Annotated in this window: 15 protein-coding genes; 8 read left to right on the top strand and 7 right to left on the bottom strand. The window is 75.0% G+C overall.

All coding sequences use genetic code 11. The annotated features are described in order from the left end of the window. Positions 1-31 precede the first annotated feature (31 nt). The 4 genes from AB0424_RS15965 to AB0424_RS15980 all read left to right on the top strand — a co-directional run bounded on the left by AB0424_RS15965 (position 32) and on the right by AB0424_RS15980 (position 4,393). Positions 32-1,444, top strand: a complete 1,413-nt coding sequence (locus AB0424_RS15965) for a sensor histidine kinase (RefSeq protein WP_366305714.1) — start codon at positions 32-34, stop codon at positions 1,442-1,444. Beyond that, positions 1,441-2,109 carry a response regulator transcription factor gene (locus AB0424_RS15970; RefSeq protein ID WP_366305716.1) on the top strand — a complete coding sequence of 223 codons (669 nt, stop codon included), beginning with the start codon at positions 1,441-1,443 and terminating at the stop codon, positions 2,107-2,109. Before AB0424_RS15965 ends, AB0424_RS15970 begins: the two co-directional genes overlap by 4 nt. 175 nt (positions 2,110-2,284) lie before the next feature. Continuing rightward, a complete protein-coding gene (locus tag AB0424_RS15975; RefSeq protein WP_366305717.1) occupies positions 2,285-3,583 on the top strand; it encodes a cytochrome ubiquinol oxidase subunit I in 1,299 nt (432 codons plus the stop codon). Between the two features lie 30 nt (positions 3,584-3,613). Next, positions 3,614-4,393 (top strand): cytochrome d ubiquinol oxidase subunit II, encoded by a 780-nt coding sequence (locus tag AB0424_RS15980; protein WP_366305719.1) that lies wholly within the window; start codon positions 3,614-3,616, stop codon positions 4,391-4,393. Between the two features lie 22 nt (positions 4,394-4,415). Here the strand turns inward: AB0424_RS15980 and AB0424_RS15985 are convergent, their stop codons facing one another. Together AB0424_RS15985 and AB0424_RS15990 are read right to left on the bottom strand one after the other, a co-directional pair. Beyond that, positions 4,416-5,726 (bottom strand): AI-2E family transporter, encoded by a 1,311-nt coding sequence (locus AB0424_RS15985; RefSeq protein ID WP_366305721.1) that lies wholly within the window; start codon positions 5,724-5,726, stop codon positions 4,416-4,418. Positions 5,727-5,808: 82 nt separating this feature from the next. After that, on the bottom strand, positions 5,809-6,003 hold the full coding sequence (locus tag AB0424_RS15990) for a DUF3046 domain-containing protein (RefSeq protein ID WP_366305723.1): 195 nt from the start codon (positions 6,001-6,003) through the stop codon (positions 5,809-5,811). A 79-nt stretch (positions 6,004-6,082) separates the two neighbouring features. On the opposite strand from AB0424_RS15990, the gene AB0424_RS15995 reads away from it, so the two are divergent. Then, on the top strand, positions 6,083-7,057 hold the full coding sequence (locus tag AB0424_RS15995; RefSeq protein ID WP_366305725.1) for a hypothetical protein: 975 nt from the start codon (positions 6,083-6,085) through the stop codon (positions 7,055-7,057). A gap of 58 nt (positions 7,058-7,115) precedes the next feature. On the opposite strand, the gene AB0424_RS16000 is transcribed toward AB0424_RS15995, so the two are convergent. The 3 genes from AB0424_RS16000 to AB0424_RS16010 form a co-directional block, all read right to left on the bottom strand. Next, positions 7,116-7,424 carry an AzlD domain-containing protein gene (locus AB0424_RS16000; RefSeq protein ID WP_366305727.1) on the bottom strand — a complete coding sequence of 103 codons (309 nt, stop codon included), beginning with the start codon at positions 7,422-7,424 and terminating at the stop codon, positions 7,116-7,118. Further along, on the bottom strand, positions 7,421-8,200 hold the full coding sequence (locus tag AB0424_RS16005) for an AzlC family ABC transporter permease (RefSeq protein ID WP_366305729.1): 780 nt from the start codon (positions 8,198-8,200) through the stop codon (positions 7,421-7,423). The genes AB0424_RS16000 and AB0424_RS16005 overlap by 4 nt, the downstream gene beginning before the upstream one ends. Positions 8,201-8,314: 114 nt before the next feature. Then, positions 8,315-9,169 (bottom strand): AraC family transcriptional regulator, encoded by an 855-nt coding sequence (locus tag AB0424_RS16010; protein ID WP_366305731.1) that lies wholly within the window; start codon positions 9,167-9,169, stop codon positions 8,315-8,317. A 248-nt stretch (positions 9,170-9,417) separates the two neighbouring features. Here AB0424_RS16010 and AB0424_RS16015 point away from each other — a divergent pair, with 248 nt between their 5' ends. The 3 genes from AB0424_RS16015 to AB0424_RS16025 are packed head-to-tail and all read left to right on the top strand — an operon-like array spanning position 9,418 to position 15,770. Further along, positions 9,418-14,067: a DEAD/DEAH box helicase gene (locus AB0424_RS16015; RefSeq protein WP_366305733.1), complete on the top strand. Its 4,650-nt coding sequence runs from the start codon at positions 9,418-9,420 to the stop codon at positions 14,065-14,067. Between the two features lie 57 nt (positions 14,068-14,124). Further along, positions 14,125-14,973 (top strand): DNA-formamidopyrimidine glycosylase family protein, encoded by an 849-nt coding sequence (locus AB0424_RS16020; RefSeq protein WP_366305735.1) that lies wholly within the window; start codon positions 14,125-14,127, stop codon positions 14,971-14,973. A gap of 32 nt (positions 14,974-15,005) precedes the next feature. Then, complete coding sequence (locus tag AB0424_RS16025) at positions 15,006-15,770, top strand: SDR family NAD(P)-dependent oxidoreductase (RefSeq protein WP_366305737.1); 765 nt, start codon at positions 15,006-15,008, stop codon at positions 15,768-15,770. Here the strand turns inward: AB0424_RS16025 and AB0424_RS16030 are convergent. Continuing rightward, the gene (locus tag AB0424_RS16030; protein ID WP_366305739.1) at positions 15,718-15,990 is read right to left on the bottom strand and encodes a hypothetical protein; all 273 of its coding nucleotides are present in this window, start codon (positions 15,988-15,990) and stop codon (positions 15,718-15,720) included. The two genes, AB0424_RS16025 and AB0424_RS16030, sit on opposite strands and share 53 nt — an antisense overlap. 105 nt (positions 15,991-16,095) lie before the next feature. Beyond that, entirely contained in the window at positions 16,096-16,566 is a 471-nt protein-coding gene (locus tag AB0424_RS16035) for a DNA starvation/stationary phase protection protein (RefSeq protein WP_366305741.1), read from the bottom strand. Between the last annotated feature and the right edge of the window lie 5 nt (positions 16,567-16,571).

Here is a 16,571-nt window from a genome sequence, read left to right on the forward strand (position 1 = left end):
GCCCCGGCGACCGCCGCCTATCCTTCGACGCATGCCCCTCCCCCTCCGCGCCCCCGGTGGCGGCCGCCCGTCGCCGCGGGCCGCCGACGCGCTCGTGGCGGGCGTCGTCCTGCTGGTCGTCGCGGTCTGGACGCTCGTGTCGGCGCGGTACGCGAGCGAGCCGGCGGTCCGCACGGCGCTCGGCTGGGCGCTCGTCCTGGTGGGCTGCGGGGCGCTGTACCTCCGGCGGCGGCAGCCCGTCGCCGTCGCCGTGGTCACTCTGCTGACCTGCGTCGTCTACTACCCGCTGTCCGCGCAGGACGGGCCGCTCATGATCGCCTTCGCGCTGGCGCTCTACACGACCGCCGCCGAGGGCCGGTTCGCCGCGGCCGTGGCGCTCGCCTCCGTCACCCTGCTCGCGGTCGGCCTCGGCGAGATCCGGCAGCAGCCCGGGCACCGGCAGATCGACGACACCTCGCTCGCGATGCTGGCCGGCTGGCTGATCAGCCTCGTCGCCGTGGGCCGTGCCCAGCGGACCCGGATCGCCTATCTGCACGAGGTGGAGCAGCGGGCGCTCGCCGCCGAGCGGGAGCAGGAGGCCCGGGCGCGGCAGGGCGCCACCGAGGAGCGGCTGCGGATCGCCCGGGAGGTGCACGACGTACTGGGGCACAGCATCTCGCTGATCAACGTCCAGTCCGGCGCCGCGCTGCACCGGCTCGGCAAGGGACCGGCCCCGGAGGCCGGACTGGCCACCGCCACCGAGGCCCTGGAGGCCGTGAAGGCCACCAGCAAGGACGCGCTGCGGGAGCTGCGGGCCACCCTCGGGATGCTCCGGCGGGCCGACGAGGCCACCCCGACGGTCCCGGCCACGTCCGGGCTCGCCCTCCTCGGCGACCTGACCGCACGGGCCCGGAGCGCCGGGCTCGACGTGCGGACGCACGTCACCGGCGACCCCGTGCCGCTGCCTCCGCCCGTCGACCTGGCCGCGTACCGGATCGTGCAGGAGTCGCTGACGAACGCGACCCGCCACGCGCGCGCGGGGACCGTGCTCGTCATCCTCGACTGGGGCGCGGACGCGGTGCGGCTGCGGATCGCGGACGACGGCGCGGGCGCGCCGGAGGGCCGCCCGCTGGGCAGCGGCATCCGGGGCATGACCGAGCGGGCCCGTGCGTTCGGCGGGGAGCTCACCGCCGCGAACGCCGAGGGCGGCGGCTTCCTGGTGGACGCCCGGCTGCCCCTGACCCCGCCGGGCCCCCAGGGGCCGAACCCGCGCTCCGAAAGCCGACCCGGTCCCGATCCCCGCCCCGAACGCCGACCCGGGCCCCCGTCCGCGTCCGACCGCCGTCCCGGTCCCGAGGCCGAACCGCGACCCGGTTCCGACTCCGTGGCCCCGCCCGCACCCCGAGGACGGCCCTCGTCACCGCCGCCCGCACCGCCCACCGCCTCCGAGGGGGAACCCCGATGATCCGCGTCGTGCTCGCCGACGACCAGACCCTGGTCCGGGCCGGCTTCCGGTCGATCCTGTCGGACGAGGAGGACATCGACGTCGTCGGCGAGGCCGGGGACGGCGAGCAGGCGATCGGGCTCGCCCGTGAACTGCGCCCGGACGTGGTCCTGATGGACATCCGCATGCCGGTCCTCGACGGCCTCGAGGCGACCCGCCGCATCACCGCCGACCAGCGTCTCGAAGGGGTGCGGGTGGTCATCCTGACCACGTTCGACGCGGACGACCACGTGTACGGGGCGCTGCGCGCCGGCGCGTCGGGGTTCCTGGTCAAGGACACCGAGCCGATGGAACTGCTGCACGCGGTACGGGTCGTGGCGCGCGGCGACGCGCTGATCGCCCCGGCCGTGACCCGCCGCCTGATCGCCGAGTTCGCCGGGCGGGCCGACCGGCAGCCCGACCCGAGCCCGCGGCTGAACGCGCTCACCGAGCGGGAGCGCGAAGTGCTGGGCCTCGTCGGGGCGGGCCTGTCCAACGACGAGATCGCCGGCCGGCTGGTCCTCTCCCCCGCCACCGCCAAGACCCACGTCAGCCGCATCATGACCAAGCTGGCCGTCCGCGACCGGGCGCAGCTGGTGATCCTGGCGTACGAGTCCGGCATGATCACCCCCGGCTGGCTGGCCTGATGCCCACGTCCCCGTCCCTGTTCCGCGGCCCTCGGCAGAGCGCCCCCTAAGGGGAGGAGGCGGGCGGGGACGACTCAGGGGGTACGCGCGCGGGGCCCGGCACAACCGCCGGGGTACGGCGGGTGTCCTCCCCGGGGTGACGCCGGGCACCGGGCCGTACGCCGACGCTGACGGGGTGAACCAGGACGTACTCGATCTCGCGCGGCTGCAGTTCGCCCTCACCGCGGGCGGCCACTTCCTCTTCGTCGCCCTCACGCTGGGGCTCGCGACGGTCGTGGCGGCGCTCCAGACCAGGGCCACCCTGACCCGGAAGCCGCTCCACGCGCGCATGGTGCGCTTCTGGGGCCAGCTGTACGTGATCAACTACGCGGTCGGCATCGTCACCGGCCTGGTGATGGAGTTCCAGTTCGGCATGGCCTGGAGCGGCCTCACCCACGAGGCCGGCAACGTCCTCGGGGCCTCGCTGGCCGTGGAGACCATCGTGGCGTTCTTCGTCGAGTCGACGTTCCTCGGGCTGTGGATCTTCGGCTGGAACCGGCTGAACCGCTGGGCCCACCTGGCCGTGATCTGGGTCGTCGTCCTGACCGCCTACCTCTCCGCGTACTGGATCCTCGTCTCGAACGGCTTCCTCAACCACCCCGTGGGACACGGCTCCGAGGGCGGCGAGCTGGTCCTCGACGACCCGGTCGCGGTGCTGACCAACCCGTCCGCGCTGCTGGCCTTCGGACACGTCCTGGCCGGCGCGCTCCTCACCGCCGGGTTCTTCATGGCCGGCGTGAGCGCGTACCACCTGTTCCGGCGCACCCCCGAGTGGGAGTTCTTCGGCCGCAGCCTGCGGATCGGGGTGTTCCTGTCGGCGCCGGCGCTGATGGCGGCCGCGGTCTTCGGCGGGCTGCAGTTCGGCACCCTGGCCACCTTCCAGCCCATGAAGTCGGCGGTCTTCGGCGGGAAGGCGGCCGAGGTCGCGCGGGTCCAGGCGGAGATGACCGCCCGCTTCGGGCCGGGTGACTACGTGCCGTCGGAGGCGTGGACCCGGGGCGGCGGGCTGGTGATGCTGATCGTCTTCGCCCTGATGATGTACCTCTGCTTCGCCGGGGTGATCCTGGCCTGCTTCAAGAAGGTCATCCTCCGCTTCCGCCTCTGGCACCTCGTCCTGATGGCGGCCGTCCCCCTGCCGTATCTAGCCATGATCGGCGGCTGGGTCTTCCGGGAGGCCGGGCGGCAGCCCTGGGTGATCTACGGGCTGCTCAGGACGGAGGACGCGGTGTCGGACCTCTCGCCCGGGGTCATGCGGCTCTCGCTCGCGGTCTTCACCACCCTGTTCGTCCTGCTCGCCCTGCTCGACGCCTGGCTGCTGGCCCGGCACGCCCGCCGCGGCCCCGTCGAGTCCGGCCTCGGCCACGACGAGCGGCCCGGCGGCGCGGACGGCAGGACGCCCGACCCCGCCGACGCGCTGCCCGCCCCGCGCTACTGACGTCGCCCCGCACACCACCGAGGAGTCCCCGTGGAGACCCTGGCCATCGCCCTGCTCGCCTTCTTCGCCGCAGGCTGGTTCGTGCTCGCGGGGGCGGACGTCGGCACCGGCATGCTCACCCCCTGGCTCGGCCGGGACGACCGCGGGCGGCGCCTCGTCCTCGCCTCCTTCGCCCCCTTCTTCCTGGGCAACGAGGTCTGGCTGGTCGCGACGGCAGGCGTTCTCGTCGGCTGCTTCCCCGCCCTGGAGGGGGAGCTCCTGAGCGGCCAGTTCCCGGTCGTCGTGGCCCTTCTGGCCGGCTGGATCGTCCGGGACGCCGGGCTCTGGTCGCGCGGCCGGGGCCCGGGGCCGCGCTGGCGGGCCGGCTGCGACACCGCCGTGACGTGCGGGAGCTGGACGGTGGCGCTCTCGTGGGGGTGGCTGCTCGCGGCGCTGCTCACCGGGCGGCCGTACGTCCCGGCGACCGGCCCGACGGCCGTCCTCACGGCCCTGGCGGTGGCCGCGCTGTTCGCCGCGCACGGCCTGGGCTTCGCGGCGCTCCGGCTCACGGGACCGCCGTACGAGCGGGCCCGGCGGCTCGTGGGACGCGCCGGCCGCCCGTGGCAGTCCTTCGCACTCACCGGTGCGCTGCTCGCCGGGCTGCCGCTCGGGGCCGGCACCGCGCTCCCGCTGGCCGAGCGGGCGGCGGACCCGGGCACGCTCGGCCTGCTGGTACCCGCCCTGCTCGTCGTCACCCCGCTCCTGGTGGCCGTCCAGGCATGGACCTGGCACGCCTTCCGGCACCGGGTGACCGGCCCCTCGTACCTCTGAGACCTCCCGGCGGGGCCGCCGGTCAGGACCCGTCGGCCGGGGGCTCGTCGGCCGCGCCGTCCTTCTTGTGGTGCAGGGCCTTCTGGAGCCGGGCCACGACCGCCTCGCCGTACCGCCGGTGGCCGTGGACGCGGGGGTCGTCCGTGACGTCGTACCGCTTCACGTACGCGCCCAGGAACGCCTGGAGGGTGGCGACGGCCGGGATGGCGATCAGCGCGCCGACGGCGCCGAGCAGCGCCGTGCCCGCGATGACCGAGCCGAAGGCCACCGCCGGGTGGATGTCCACGGTCTTGGAGGTCAGCTTCGGCTGCAGCATGTAGTTCTCGAACTGCTGGTAGACCACGACGAATCCGAGCACCCACAGCGCGTACCAGGGGTTGACGGTGAAGGCGATCAGCATCGGCAGCGCACCCGCCAGGTAGGTGCCGATCGTCGGGATGAACTGCGAGACCAGGCCGACCCACACGGCGAGCGCGGGGGCGTACGGGATGCCCAGGATCTCGAAGAGGACGAAGTGCGCGATGCCGGAGATGAGGGCCATCAGGCCGCGCGAGTACAAATAGCCGCCGGTCTTGTCGACCGCGATCTCCCACGCCCGCAGCACCTCGGTCTGGCGGGCGGGCGGCAGGACGGAGCAGAGCGCGCGCCTCAACCGGGGCCCGTCGGCGGCGAAGTAGAACGAGAACAGGAAGATCGTCAGGAGCCGGAACAGGCCGCCGAGGACGGTGGCGGAGACGTCGAGGACTCCGGACGCGCTGTTCTGCACGTACTTCTGCAGCCAGTCGGAACTCAGCACGCTGTCCTGGACCTCGACCCGCGAGAGGTCGGTGTGGAAGTTCTGGTTGATCCAGTTGATGAGCGAGTCGAGGTACTTGGGGAAGTTCTCGACCATGTCCACGATCTGGCCGGCGAGCATCGACCCGAGCAGGACGACGAACCCGACGCTCACGACCAGGACGACGAAGAAGACGAGGAAGGTCGCGAGCCCCCGGCGCATCCCGCGCGCCGCCATGCGCCCGACCGCCGGCTCCATGGCGAGGGCGAGGAAGAAGGCGAGCAGGATGTTGACGAGGAGGCCGACGAGCTGGTGGAACGCCCAGTTGCCCAGCAGGAAGCAGGAGTAGAGCGCGAGGGCCAGCACGAGCGCGCGGGGCAGCCAGCGCGGCATCCGCGCCGCCGAGGACGCGGGCGCGGAGACGGGGGTGCCGCCGCCTCTGCCGGCACCGGCGGCACCGGGGGCCGGCTCCGCGGAAGCGGTGACGGGAGCCGCCGGATCGCTCCGGGGCGTCCGGTCGGTCGGATCTGTCTTCTCGGTGTCGTCAGTCGGGGCCACCCCGCCAGTCTCGCGCACCGCGCGGACAATCCCCCCGGGACCCCGCACATCACCACTCGTCACCCCGGCGTTCGCCGGGTCGTCAGCGCTTGTCCGCCGGTACGTCGACGGCGACGCAGACGGCCCGCCAGACGTCCTTGGCCTCCCAGCCCGCGTCCAGTGCCTCGCGCACCGTCCGCCCGCCGAGTTCGGCCATCACATGGTCCCGCGCGAAGGACTCCGCGTAGGAGGCGCCGAAGTGGTCGGCCATCCGTTCCCAGAAAATCGTCAACCGCATGACCCCAGTATCCCGCTCCCAAGAGTGCAGCCCGGCCCACATGCCTTGTCACCGCGACTTTCCGCCCTACCGTCGGAGCATGGCCGAAAAACCCCTCTCCTCCCCGCCCGCGACTTCCGGTCCCGCGACGTCCGGTCCCTCGGCGCCCGTTCCCTCCACCCCCGTGGCACGCGCCGAGCGATTCGTCTGGCTGACGGCCCGGGTCCTCGAACAGCGCCGGTTCGCCTACCACTTCCTCCGCGGTGGCGCGGACCCGGTCGAGACGGCCCTCCTCGCCCACCTCAACGAGGACGGCGGTTACGGCCACGCGCTCGAACCCGACCTCCGAGGTCCGGTCAGCCAGCCCCTGCACACCGCGCACGCGCTGCGGGTCCTGGACTCCATCGGCCGCTGCGGCGGGCTGCGCGTGGAACGGATCTGCCGCTACCTGACCGAGGTGTCGACGCACGAGGGCGCACTGCCGGCGGTCCACCCCTCCCAGCGCGGCTATCCCTCGGCGCCGTTCGTCCCGGTCGTCGACGCGCCGCCGGCCGCCCTGCTCGCGACCGGTCCCGTGGTCGGGCTGCTCCACCGCAACCAGGTGTGGCACGCGTGGCTCTTCCGGGCCACCGAGTTCTGCTGGGCGGCCGTCGAGGCGCTGGACAAGACCCACCCGTACGAGGTCCAGGCCGCCGTCGCCTTCCTCGACGGGGCCCCGGACCGCGCGCGTGCGGAGGCCGCCGCCGACCGGCTGGGCCGGCTGGTCCGGGAGCAGGGCCTCGCCGTCCTCGACCCGGACCGGCCGGAGGACCACCCGGTCGCGGACGGGTACGCGCCGGGCGAGCACCACTTCCCGCACGACTACGCGCGCGTGCCGGACTCGCTGGCCGCGCACTGGTTCACGGAGGAGGAGATGGCCCGGTCGCTCGACCGGCTCGCGGCCGACCAGGAGGAGGACGGCGGCTGGCCGATCCGCTGGCGCGCCTGGGCGCCGGGATCGGCCCTGGAGTGGCGGCCGATCGTCACGGTCGAGGCCCTGCGCACCCTGCGCGCCCACGGCCGCCCCATCGACTGACCCCGCTCCGGCGGCCCGGCCCGGGGCCGTCCTCTCGGCGGGCCGTACGGGCCCGAGGTCACCAGCCCAGGGCCCGTACCCCCGCCGTGACGACGACGGCCGCACCGACCACGACCAGGAACGGGGCCCGCAGGACGAGCGCGACGGCGGCCGCGGCCAGTCCGGCGGCCCGGGCGTCGACGACGAGCGAGCCCCCGTCGCTGAACGTCTGCTGCGCGGTGAGCGCGGCGAGCAGGGCGACGGGGAGCAGGGCGGCGAGCCGCTGCACGAGCGGGCGCTCCAGCGCCCCGGCGGGGACGAGCAGGCCGATCAGCTTGACCAGGTAGCACCCGACGGCGGTCAGGGCGATCGCGATCCAGACGTTCATCGGGGGTCCTCCTGTGCCGTGGTGTCCCGGGCCGGTCCGTCCGTGCCGTCTCCCGCGGCGGAGCCCTTCCCGCGGCCCCGGAGCCAGAGCACGACCGGCGCCGCGAGGGCGGAGGCGAGGACGGGGACGCCGGCGGGCAGGACGGGCAGGAGGCCGAGGCCGAGCAGGACGGCGATCCCGGCGGTGGCCCGCTCGGTCGCCGACGTGAGCATGGGGGCGAGCAGCGCCAGGAAGACGGCGGGACCGGCCGCGTCGAGTCCCCAGGCCGCGGTGTCGCCGATCGCCTCGGCGCCGAGCGCGCCGAGCAGCGTGGTCACGTTCCACAGGACGTACAGGGTGAGACCGGTGACGGTGAAGCCGATGCGCGCGGCCCGCCGGGACGGCTGGGAGAGCGAGACCACCGTCGTCTCGTCGATCACCCAGTGCGCGGCGAGGGGCCTGACGGCCTTCGGCAGGGCGAGGAGCTGGGAGAGCCTCAGCCCGTAGAAGGCGTTGCGGGTGCCGAGGAAGAAGGCTCCGGCGGCGGCCGTGAAGGGGTTGCCGCCCGCGGCGAGCGCGCCGACGAGGGCGAACTGCGAGGCGCCCGTGAAGACCAGCAGGCTGAGCGCGCAGGTCTGGAGCAGGCTGAGGCCGGAGCCCGCCGAGGTGACGCCGAAGGCGAACCCGGAGAGGCCGACGGCGACGCCGACTCCGAGGGCGTCGCGGACGACGGCCGCGTCGGGCTTCTCCGGTGCCGCGCCGTCGCGTATGACGGGGGGTGCTGTCTGTTCTGCCACGTCAGGGACGTTACGGGAGCCGGCGCGGCCCGGTCTTGTACGTTCTTGCGGCCCCGCGCCTGGAAGCCGCCCGGGGGCGCCGGGGCCGCCGGAGTCACCGGGAGGGCCCGGGGATCACCGTGGCCCGGGGCTCACCGGGCCGCCGGCACGGACGCCCCGCGCGCGTTGGTAGGCGCCCGGCGGGACCCCGACGCTTCGGGTGAAGTGACGGTTGAGGTGCGACTGGTCGGTGAAGCCGACGGCGGCGGCCGCGTCCGCCGGGGGCGTGCCGGCGTCGAGCAGCTGCCGGGCCCGCCGCACGCGCGCGTCCGTGAGCCAGGTGTGCGGCGGCATCCCGTACGCCGCCCGGAAGGCCCGCAGCAGGGCGAAGGGGCTGGTGTCGAGGTCGGCGGCGAGCCGCTCCAGGGTCGGCGGTCCGGTCAGCCGCTCCTCGAGCACCGCCCGCGCGCGTGCGGCGTTGCGCGCCCCGGCGGAGTGCGGCGGGAGGGGGGTGATCAGCCCGCCGTGGCTGCGCAGCATCCGGGCCGTGACCAGCCGGAGCAGGCTGTCGGCGGCGAGCGCGTTGCCCTCCTCGGCGGCCCGGTGGACGCCGACGACGAGCCGGGCGGCGTACGGGTCGTCGACCACGGGCGAGGTGAAGCCCACCGAGCCGCGCAGGGCGAGGGTGTCGGCGGCGATCGAGCGGACGATCTCCGCGTCGGGGTAGATCGTGCGGTAGGTCCAGCCCTCGGGGACGCCCGCGTGCCCGGTGTGCGAGGTGTCCGGGTTGACCAGGGCGATCTGCCCGGGGCCCGCGTGCACCAGGTCGTCGCGGTAGTGGAACGCCTCGACGCCCTCGGTGATCGCGGCGAAGACGAAGCTCTCGTGGGTGTGCCGGGCGAATGCCTTGTGGATGTAGTGGGCGTGCAGCAGGTCGACTCCGGGCAGCTCGGAGAACTGCCAGTACCGTGCCCGCTCCCCGCTCGCCATGCTCCCATTCTGCGCCAGGGGCCGCTGGCGGTCGTCGCGGGACGGCTCCCCCCGGCTCCTCCCCGGGCCGAACCGGGGCGGCTCTCGCCGGCCGGTCGTCGACACTGCGGAGGGCGCTCGCGGTCCGGTCCCCCACAGGCTCGCGGCGGCTCTCGCCGACCCCTCGTCCACAGGTCCGGGGCGGCTCCCGCCGGCCGGTCGTCCACAGGTCCGGGCGGTTGTCAGTGGCGGGGTGCACGATGGGGGGCATGGTCAGGTCCGCGCTCGACTCGTTCTCCCCCGCGACCCGTGGTTGGTTCACCGGGGCCTTCACCGCGCCCACGTCGGCGCAGGAGGGTGCCTGGAAGGCCATCGGCGAGGGCTCGGACGTGCTCGTCGTGGCGCCGACCGGCTCGGGCAAGACGCTGGCCGCCTTCCTGGCCTCCCTGGACCGGCTGGCGTCGGAGCCGCCGCCCGCCGAGGCGAGGAAGCGCTGCCGCGTGCTGTACGTGTCGCCGCTGAAGGCGCTCGCCGTGGACGTCGAGCGGAACCTGCGCTCCCCGCTGACCGGCATCCGCCAGGAGTCGGTCCGGCTGGGGCTTCCGGAGCCGGACGTCCGGGTCGGGATCCGGTCCGGCGACACCCCGCCCGCCGAGCGCCGAGCGCTCGCCACCCGGCCGCCGGACATCCTGATCACCACCCCCGAGTCCCTCTTCCTGATGCTGACCTCCGCCGCCCGCGAGGCCCTCTCGGGCGTGGAGACCGTCATCCTGGACGAGGTCCACGCGGTCGCGGGCACCAAGCGCGGCGCGCACCTGGCGCTCTCCCTGGAGCGGCTCGACGAACTGCTGCCCCGCCCCGCGCGCCGGATCGGCCTGTCCGCCACGGTCCGCCCGGTGGACGAGGTGGCCCGCTACCTCTCCCCCACGCGCGCGGTGGAGATCGTCCAGCCGCCCTCGGGCAAGGAGTTCGACCTCTCCGTCGTCGTGCCCGTCGAGGACATGGGCGAGCTGGCCGGCTCCCCGGCCTCCGAGGGCAAGGACGGCGGCGACAAGCCGTCGATCTGGCCGCAGGTCGAGGAGCGCATCGCGGACCTCGTCCAGGCCCACCGGTCCACGATCGTCTTCGCCAACTCGCGCCGCCTCGCCGAGCGCCTGTGCAACCGCCTGAACGAGATCGCGTACGAGCGGGCGACCGGCGAACCTCTCCCGGACAGCGGCCCGCCGGCCCAGATCATGGCCCAGTCCGGGGCGGCGCGGGGCGCCCCGACCCTGCTCGCCCGGGCCCACCACGGCTCGGTGTCGAAGGAGCAGCGGGCCCAGGTGGAGGAGGACCTGAAGGCGGGCCGGCTGCCCGCCGTGGTCGCCACCTCCAGCCTGGAGCTGGGCATCGACATGGGCGCGGTCGACCTCGTCGTGCAGGTCGAGTCGCCGCCCTCGGTCGCCTCCGGACTCCAGCGGGTCGGCCGCGCCGGACACCAGGTCGGCGCGGTGTCGACGGGCGTGGTCTTCCCCAAGTACCGCGGTGACCTGGTGCAGGCCGCGGTGGTCACCGAGCGGATGCGCTCGGGGTCCATCGAGTCGATGCGCGTCCCCGCCAACCCGCTGGACGTCCTGGCGCAGCAGCTGGTCGCCATGGTCGCGCTCGACAGCTGGCAGGTGGACGACCTGCTGGCCGTGGTGCGCCGGGCGGCGCCGTTCTCGTCGCTGCCGGAGTCGGCGTTCACCGGCGTCCTGGACATGCTGGCCGGGCGCTACCCCTCGGACGCCTTCGCCGAGCTGCGCCCGCGCGTGGTGTGGGACCGGGTGACCGGGACGGTCACCGGGCGGCCGGGGGCGCAGCGGCTTGCCGTCACCTCGGGCGGCACGATCCCCGACCGGGGTCTGTTCGGCGTGTTCCTCGCCGGCTCGGACCCGAAGAAGGGCGGCGGCCGGGTCGGCGAGCTCGACGAGGAGATGGTCTACGAGTCCCGGGTCGGCGACGTCTTCACGCTCGGCACCACCTCGTGGCGGATCGAGGACATCACCCGCGACCGCGTGCTCGTCACGCCCGCGCCCGGGGTGCCGGGCCGGCTGCCGTTCTGGAAGGGCGACCAGCTCGGTCGCCCCCTCGAACTGGGCCGGGCGGTCGGCGCGTTCCTCCGCGAGGTCGGAGCCCTCTCCGACGAGGACGCGCGGCTGCGGCTGCTCGCCGCCGGCCTGGACGCGTGGGCCTCGGACAACGTCCTGGCCTACCTCCGGGAGCAGCGCGAGGCGTGCGGTCACGTGCCGGACGACCGGACGATCCTCGTCGAGCGCTTCCGGGACGAGCTGGGCGACTGGCGGGTCGTCATCCACTCCCCCTTCGGCGCGCAGGTGCACGCCCCCTGGGCACTGGCGCTCGGTGCCCGGCTGGCCGAGCGCTACGGCATGGACGCCCAGGTCATGCACGCGGACGACGGCATCGTGCTGCGCCTGCCGGACGCCGACCTGATGGGCCTGGAGATGGGCCTCGACCTCCTCGACCACGAGCCGGTGGACCCCGGCCGGCACCAGGACACCGCGTACGACGCCGACAAGGCGCCCATCGGCGCGGCCGACGCCCTGTTCGACAAGGGCGAGATCGGTCAGATCGTCACCGACCAGGTGGGCGGCTCCGCCCTGTTCGCCTCCCGCTTCCGGGAGTGCGCCGCGCGCGCCCTGCTGCTGCCCAAGCGCAACCCGGGCAAGCGCACCCCGCTCTGGCAGCAGCGTCAGCGCGCGTCGCAACTCCTCCAGGTGGCGAGCGAGTTCGGCTCGTTCCCGATCGTCCTGGAGGCCGTCCGCGAATGCCTCCAGGACGTCTTCGACGTGCCCGGCCTGACGGAGCTGATGGGCGACATCGAGGCCCGCCGCGTCCGCCTCGTCGAGGTCACCACCCATGAACCGTCCCCCTTCGCCCGCTCGCTGCTCTTCGGCTACGTGGCGCAGTTCCTGTACGAGGGGGACTCGCCGCTCGCCGAGCGCCGGGCGGCCGCCCTCTCCCTGGACTCCCGCCTGCTGGCCGAGCTGCTCGGCCAGGCGGAGCTGCGGGAGCTGCTGGACCCCGAGGTGCTGGCCGAGCTGGAGCGGGAGCTCCAGTGGCTGACGGAGGACCGCCGCATCAAGGACGTGGAGGGCGTCGCCGACCTGCTGCGGGTCCTGGGGCCGCTCACCGACGCCGAGCTCGCCGAGCGGGGCGCCGAGCCCGGCTGGGCTCCGGAGCTGGCGGCCGCCCGGCGTGCCCTTCGGGTGCGGATCGCGGGCCGGGAGCACTGGGCGGCGATCGAGGACGCGGGCCGGCTCCGCGACGCGCTGGGCACGGCCCTGCCCGTCGGCGTGCCCGAGGCGTTCACCGAACCCGTCAAGGACCCGCTGGGCGACCTCCTCGCGCGGTACGCGCGCACGCACGGCCCGTTCACCTCGTCCGGCGCGGCCGGACGCTTCGGCCTGGGCACGGCCGTCACCGACGGCGCCCTCCAGCGGCTCGCCGCGTCGGGGCGGGTCGTCCAGGGCGAGTTCCACCCCTCGGGCATCGGCCAGGAGTGGTGCGACGCCACCGTCCTGCGTCGGCTGCGGCGCCGCTCCCTCGCGGCCCTGCGCCACGAGCTGGAGCCGGTGCCCCCGGCGGCACTGGCGACCTTCCTGCCGCAGTGGCAGCACCTGGGGAGCAACAGCCTGCGCGGCATCGACGGCCTCGCCCGCGCCGTCGAGCAGCTCCAGGGCGCGCCCGTCCCCGCCTCGGCGCTGGAGAAGCTGATCCTGCCGTCCCGGGTCCGCGACTACACCCCGACGCTGCTCGACGAGCTCACGACCACCGGCGAGGTGCTCTGGGCGGGCGCGGGATCGCTGCCCGGCAAGGACGGCTGGGTGTCGCTCTACCTCGCCGACGCGGCCCCTCTGCTCCTGCCGCCGCCGCACCCCCTGGAGACGACCGCGCTGCACGAGTCCGTGCTGACCGCCCTCTCCGGCGGGTACGGACTGTTCTTCCGCCAGATCGCCGACCAGGTCAGGGCCACCACCCACCCGGACGCGACCGACCCCCAGCTCGCCGACGCCCTCTGGGAGCTGGCCTGGTCGGGCCGGCTCACCAACGACACCCTGGCCCCGCTGCGCGCCCTCCTCGGCTCGGGCCGCACGGCCGGCTCCACCGCCCACCGCGCGCGCCGCACGGTCCCCCGCGGCCGGTACGGCACGCTGACCGCGGCCGCCCGTCCGGCGTCCCGCACCGGCCCGCCCACGGTCTCCGGCCGCTGGTCGCTGCTGCCGCCCGCCGAGCCCGAGCCGACCCACCGCGCCCACGCCCTCGCCCGTACGCTCCTGGACCGGCACGGCGTGGTCACGCGCGGCGCGGTGGCCGCCGAGGGCGTCGAGGGCGGCTTCTCCGCCACGTACCGGATCCTGTCGGCCTTCGAGGACAGCGGGCAGGCCCGCCGCGGCTACGTGGTCGAGGGTCTCGGCGCGGCCCAGTTCGCGATGGACGGGGCCGTGGACCGGCTCCGCGCCGCCGCGACCGCCCGCGACCGGGGCGCCGAGGCCGCCGCGGGCCCCCGTGCCCTGGTCCTCGCCGCCGCCGACCCGGCGAACGCGTACGGCGCGGCCCTCTCCTGGCCAGAGCCGCCGACCGGCGCCGGGCACAAGCCGGGCCGCAAGGCGGGCGCGATGGTGGTCCTGGTCGACGGGGAGCTCACGCTCTACATGGAGCGCGGCGGCAAGACCCTGCTCGCCTGGCCGGCCGAGCCCGACGACCCCGCCCTCGCCGCCGCCGCCGAGGCCCTGGCCTCCTCCGCCCGCGGCGGCGCCCTGGGCACCGTCACCCTCGAACGCGTCAACGCCGTCCCGGCCCTCACCTCGCCCTTCGCCCGCCCCCTCGAAGCCGCCGGCTTCGTGGCCACGCCCAAGGGCCTGCGCCTCCGCCCCTGACCGGCTCCCGCACTGCGGACACCCCCGCTCCGCCCCGGGACCCCGCACAATGGACGCGTGCCCGAAGGAGACACCATCTGGCAGGTCGCCCGCCGCCTGCACGCCGCGCTGGCGGGCCGGGTCCTCACCCGCGCCGACCTCCGCGTCCCCCGGTTCGCGACCTCCGACCTCACCGGGCGGACGGTCCTCGACGTCACTCCCCGCGGCAAGCACCTGCTCGCCCGGATCGAGGGCGGGCTCACCCTCCACTCGCATCTGCGGATGGACGGCGCCTGGCGCGTCCACCCCACCGGGGAGCGCCCGCGCGGCGGCCCGGAGCACCAGATCCGGGCGATCCTCGGGAACGCCGAGTCCACCGCGTACGGCTACCGGCTCCCGGTCCTGGAGCTGGTCCGCACCGCCGAGGAGTCCCGCGTGGTCGGCCATCTCGGCCCGGACCTGCTGGGCCCTGACTGGGACCCGGAGGAGGCCGTGCGCCGGCTGTGCGCGGACCCGGCGCGGCCCCTCGGCGAGGCCCTGCTGGACCAGCGCAACCTGGCCGGCATCGGCAACGTGTACAAGTCGGAGCTGGCCTTCCTCGCCGCCGTCTCGCCCTGGCTCCCGGTCGGCGACCTCGGCGACGAGGTGCCCGAACGGCTGGTCGCGACCGCCCACCGGCTCCTGGAGGCGAACAAGGAGCGCCCCGACCGCCGTACGACGACCACCGCGCGCTTCCCCGGCACCCCGCTCCACGTCTACGGCCGCGAGGGCCGCGCCTGTCTGCGCTGCGGCGCCCGTGTCCGCAAGGCCGACGCCGAACCGGGGAACGGCGACCGGATCACGTACTGGTGCCCCGGCTGCCAGCCCGGCCCCACCCGGAGCGGCGCCGGCGCGGACTCCACCTCCCGCACCCGACACACCGATTGACGATCCGTCAGATTCGGTCGTACGGTCCGGACATGACCCTCTCGGCGTACGACCTCACCGGCCGCACCGCGTTCGTCACCGGCGCCGCGAGCGGGATCGGCCGCGCGACCGCCGCCCTCCTCGCCCAGGCGGGCGCCACCGTGCACGGCGCGGACCTCGACGAGCGGGGGCTCGAGGAGACCGCCTCACTGATCGCCCGCGACGGCGGCACCGCGCACGTCCACGCCCTGGACGTCACGGACCGCACGGCCCTGGCGGCCGCCGTGGGCTCGGCCGGCCCGCTCCACGTCATGGCCGCGGTCGCGGGCGTCATGCACACCAGCCCGGTCCTGGAGACCTGCGACGAGGACCTCGACCGCGTCCTCGCGGTCAACTTCAAGGGCGTCCTGTACGCGTGCCAGGAGGCGGCTCGCTCGATGATCGCCTCCGGCACCCGGGGGTCGATCGTCACGATGGCGTCGGGCGCGATGGACACGGCGAGCCCCGGACTTCTCTGCTACAGCGTCACGAAGGCGGCCGTGGTCCAGCTGACGAAGACCCTGGCGGTGGAGGCCGGGCGGCACGGCATCAGGGTCAACGCGGTGGCCCCGGGATGGATCCGCACGCCCATGACCGACCGCCACGAACCGGCCGCCCAGGAGCAGGCCGAGGCGGCGATGGTCCGTCACTCGCCGCTGGGGCGGGTCGGCGAGGCCGAGGACATCGCCCACGCGGTCCTGCACCTGGCCTCCGACGCCTCCTCGTTCACGACGGGCCAGATACTCCGCCCGAACGGCGGCGTCGCCATGCCCTGGTGACGAGGGACCCGTGCCCGGCGACCGACCGCCGCGCCGACGCGGTGACGTGGACCGGAAGCAGACTCAGCCCCCAGCCGCCCGCGATCACCGCACCCTCCACGGGCCCGGTCTCGCCGGGTATCAGCAGCAGGCGCACCAGCGCCCACCACCACAGCCCCCCGGCCACCAGCCCGACCGCGACCAGCGCGAGCGTCACCGGCGGAAAACGTCGCCGTACCATGGCCGCCTCCTGCGGTCGACGCTAGACCGGCAGGATCACCCGGCGGGAGGGCGCACCGGGGGCAACCCCGGCGCACGCCCTGCGTATCGCCACGGCGGGGCCGCCCTACACGCTCTCGGCGCTGAACATCCAGGCGTGCTTCTCCAGGTCGCCCGTGAGGGCGATGAGGAGGTCCTGGCTGATCGGATCGGGGTCGGCCGTCGCGTCGATGCGCTCCCGCATCCGGGTGGTGACGGCGCCCAGGGCGTCGACCAGGATCCGGACCGCGTCCACGTCCTTGATCCATCCCTCCGGGACCGTGCCGACGGCGCTGGAGGAGGCCACGGTCGCCGCGCGTCCGTCGGGGTTCACACCGAGCGCGGAGGCCCGCTCCGCCACGGTGTCGGAGTGCAGTCGTGCCGTGTCCACGACCTCGTCGAGCTGCAGATGAACGGAGCGGAAGCGCGGCCCGACGACGTTCCAGTGCACCTGCTTGGCCACCAGGGCGAGATCGACGAGGTCGACCAGCGCCCCCTGCAGAGCGTTGCCGACCGTCTTGAGGTCGGTCTCGGACAACGGGCTCTTCACCACGGACATGCGAA

The organism is Streptomyces sp. NPDC051180 (genome assembly GCF_040689545.1).
Lineage (GTDB): Bacteria > Actinomycetota > Actinomycetes > Streptomycetales > Streptomycetaceae > Streptomyces.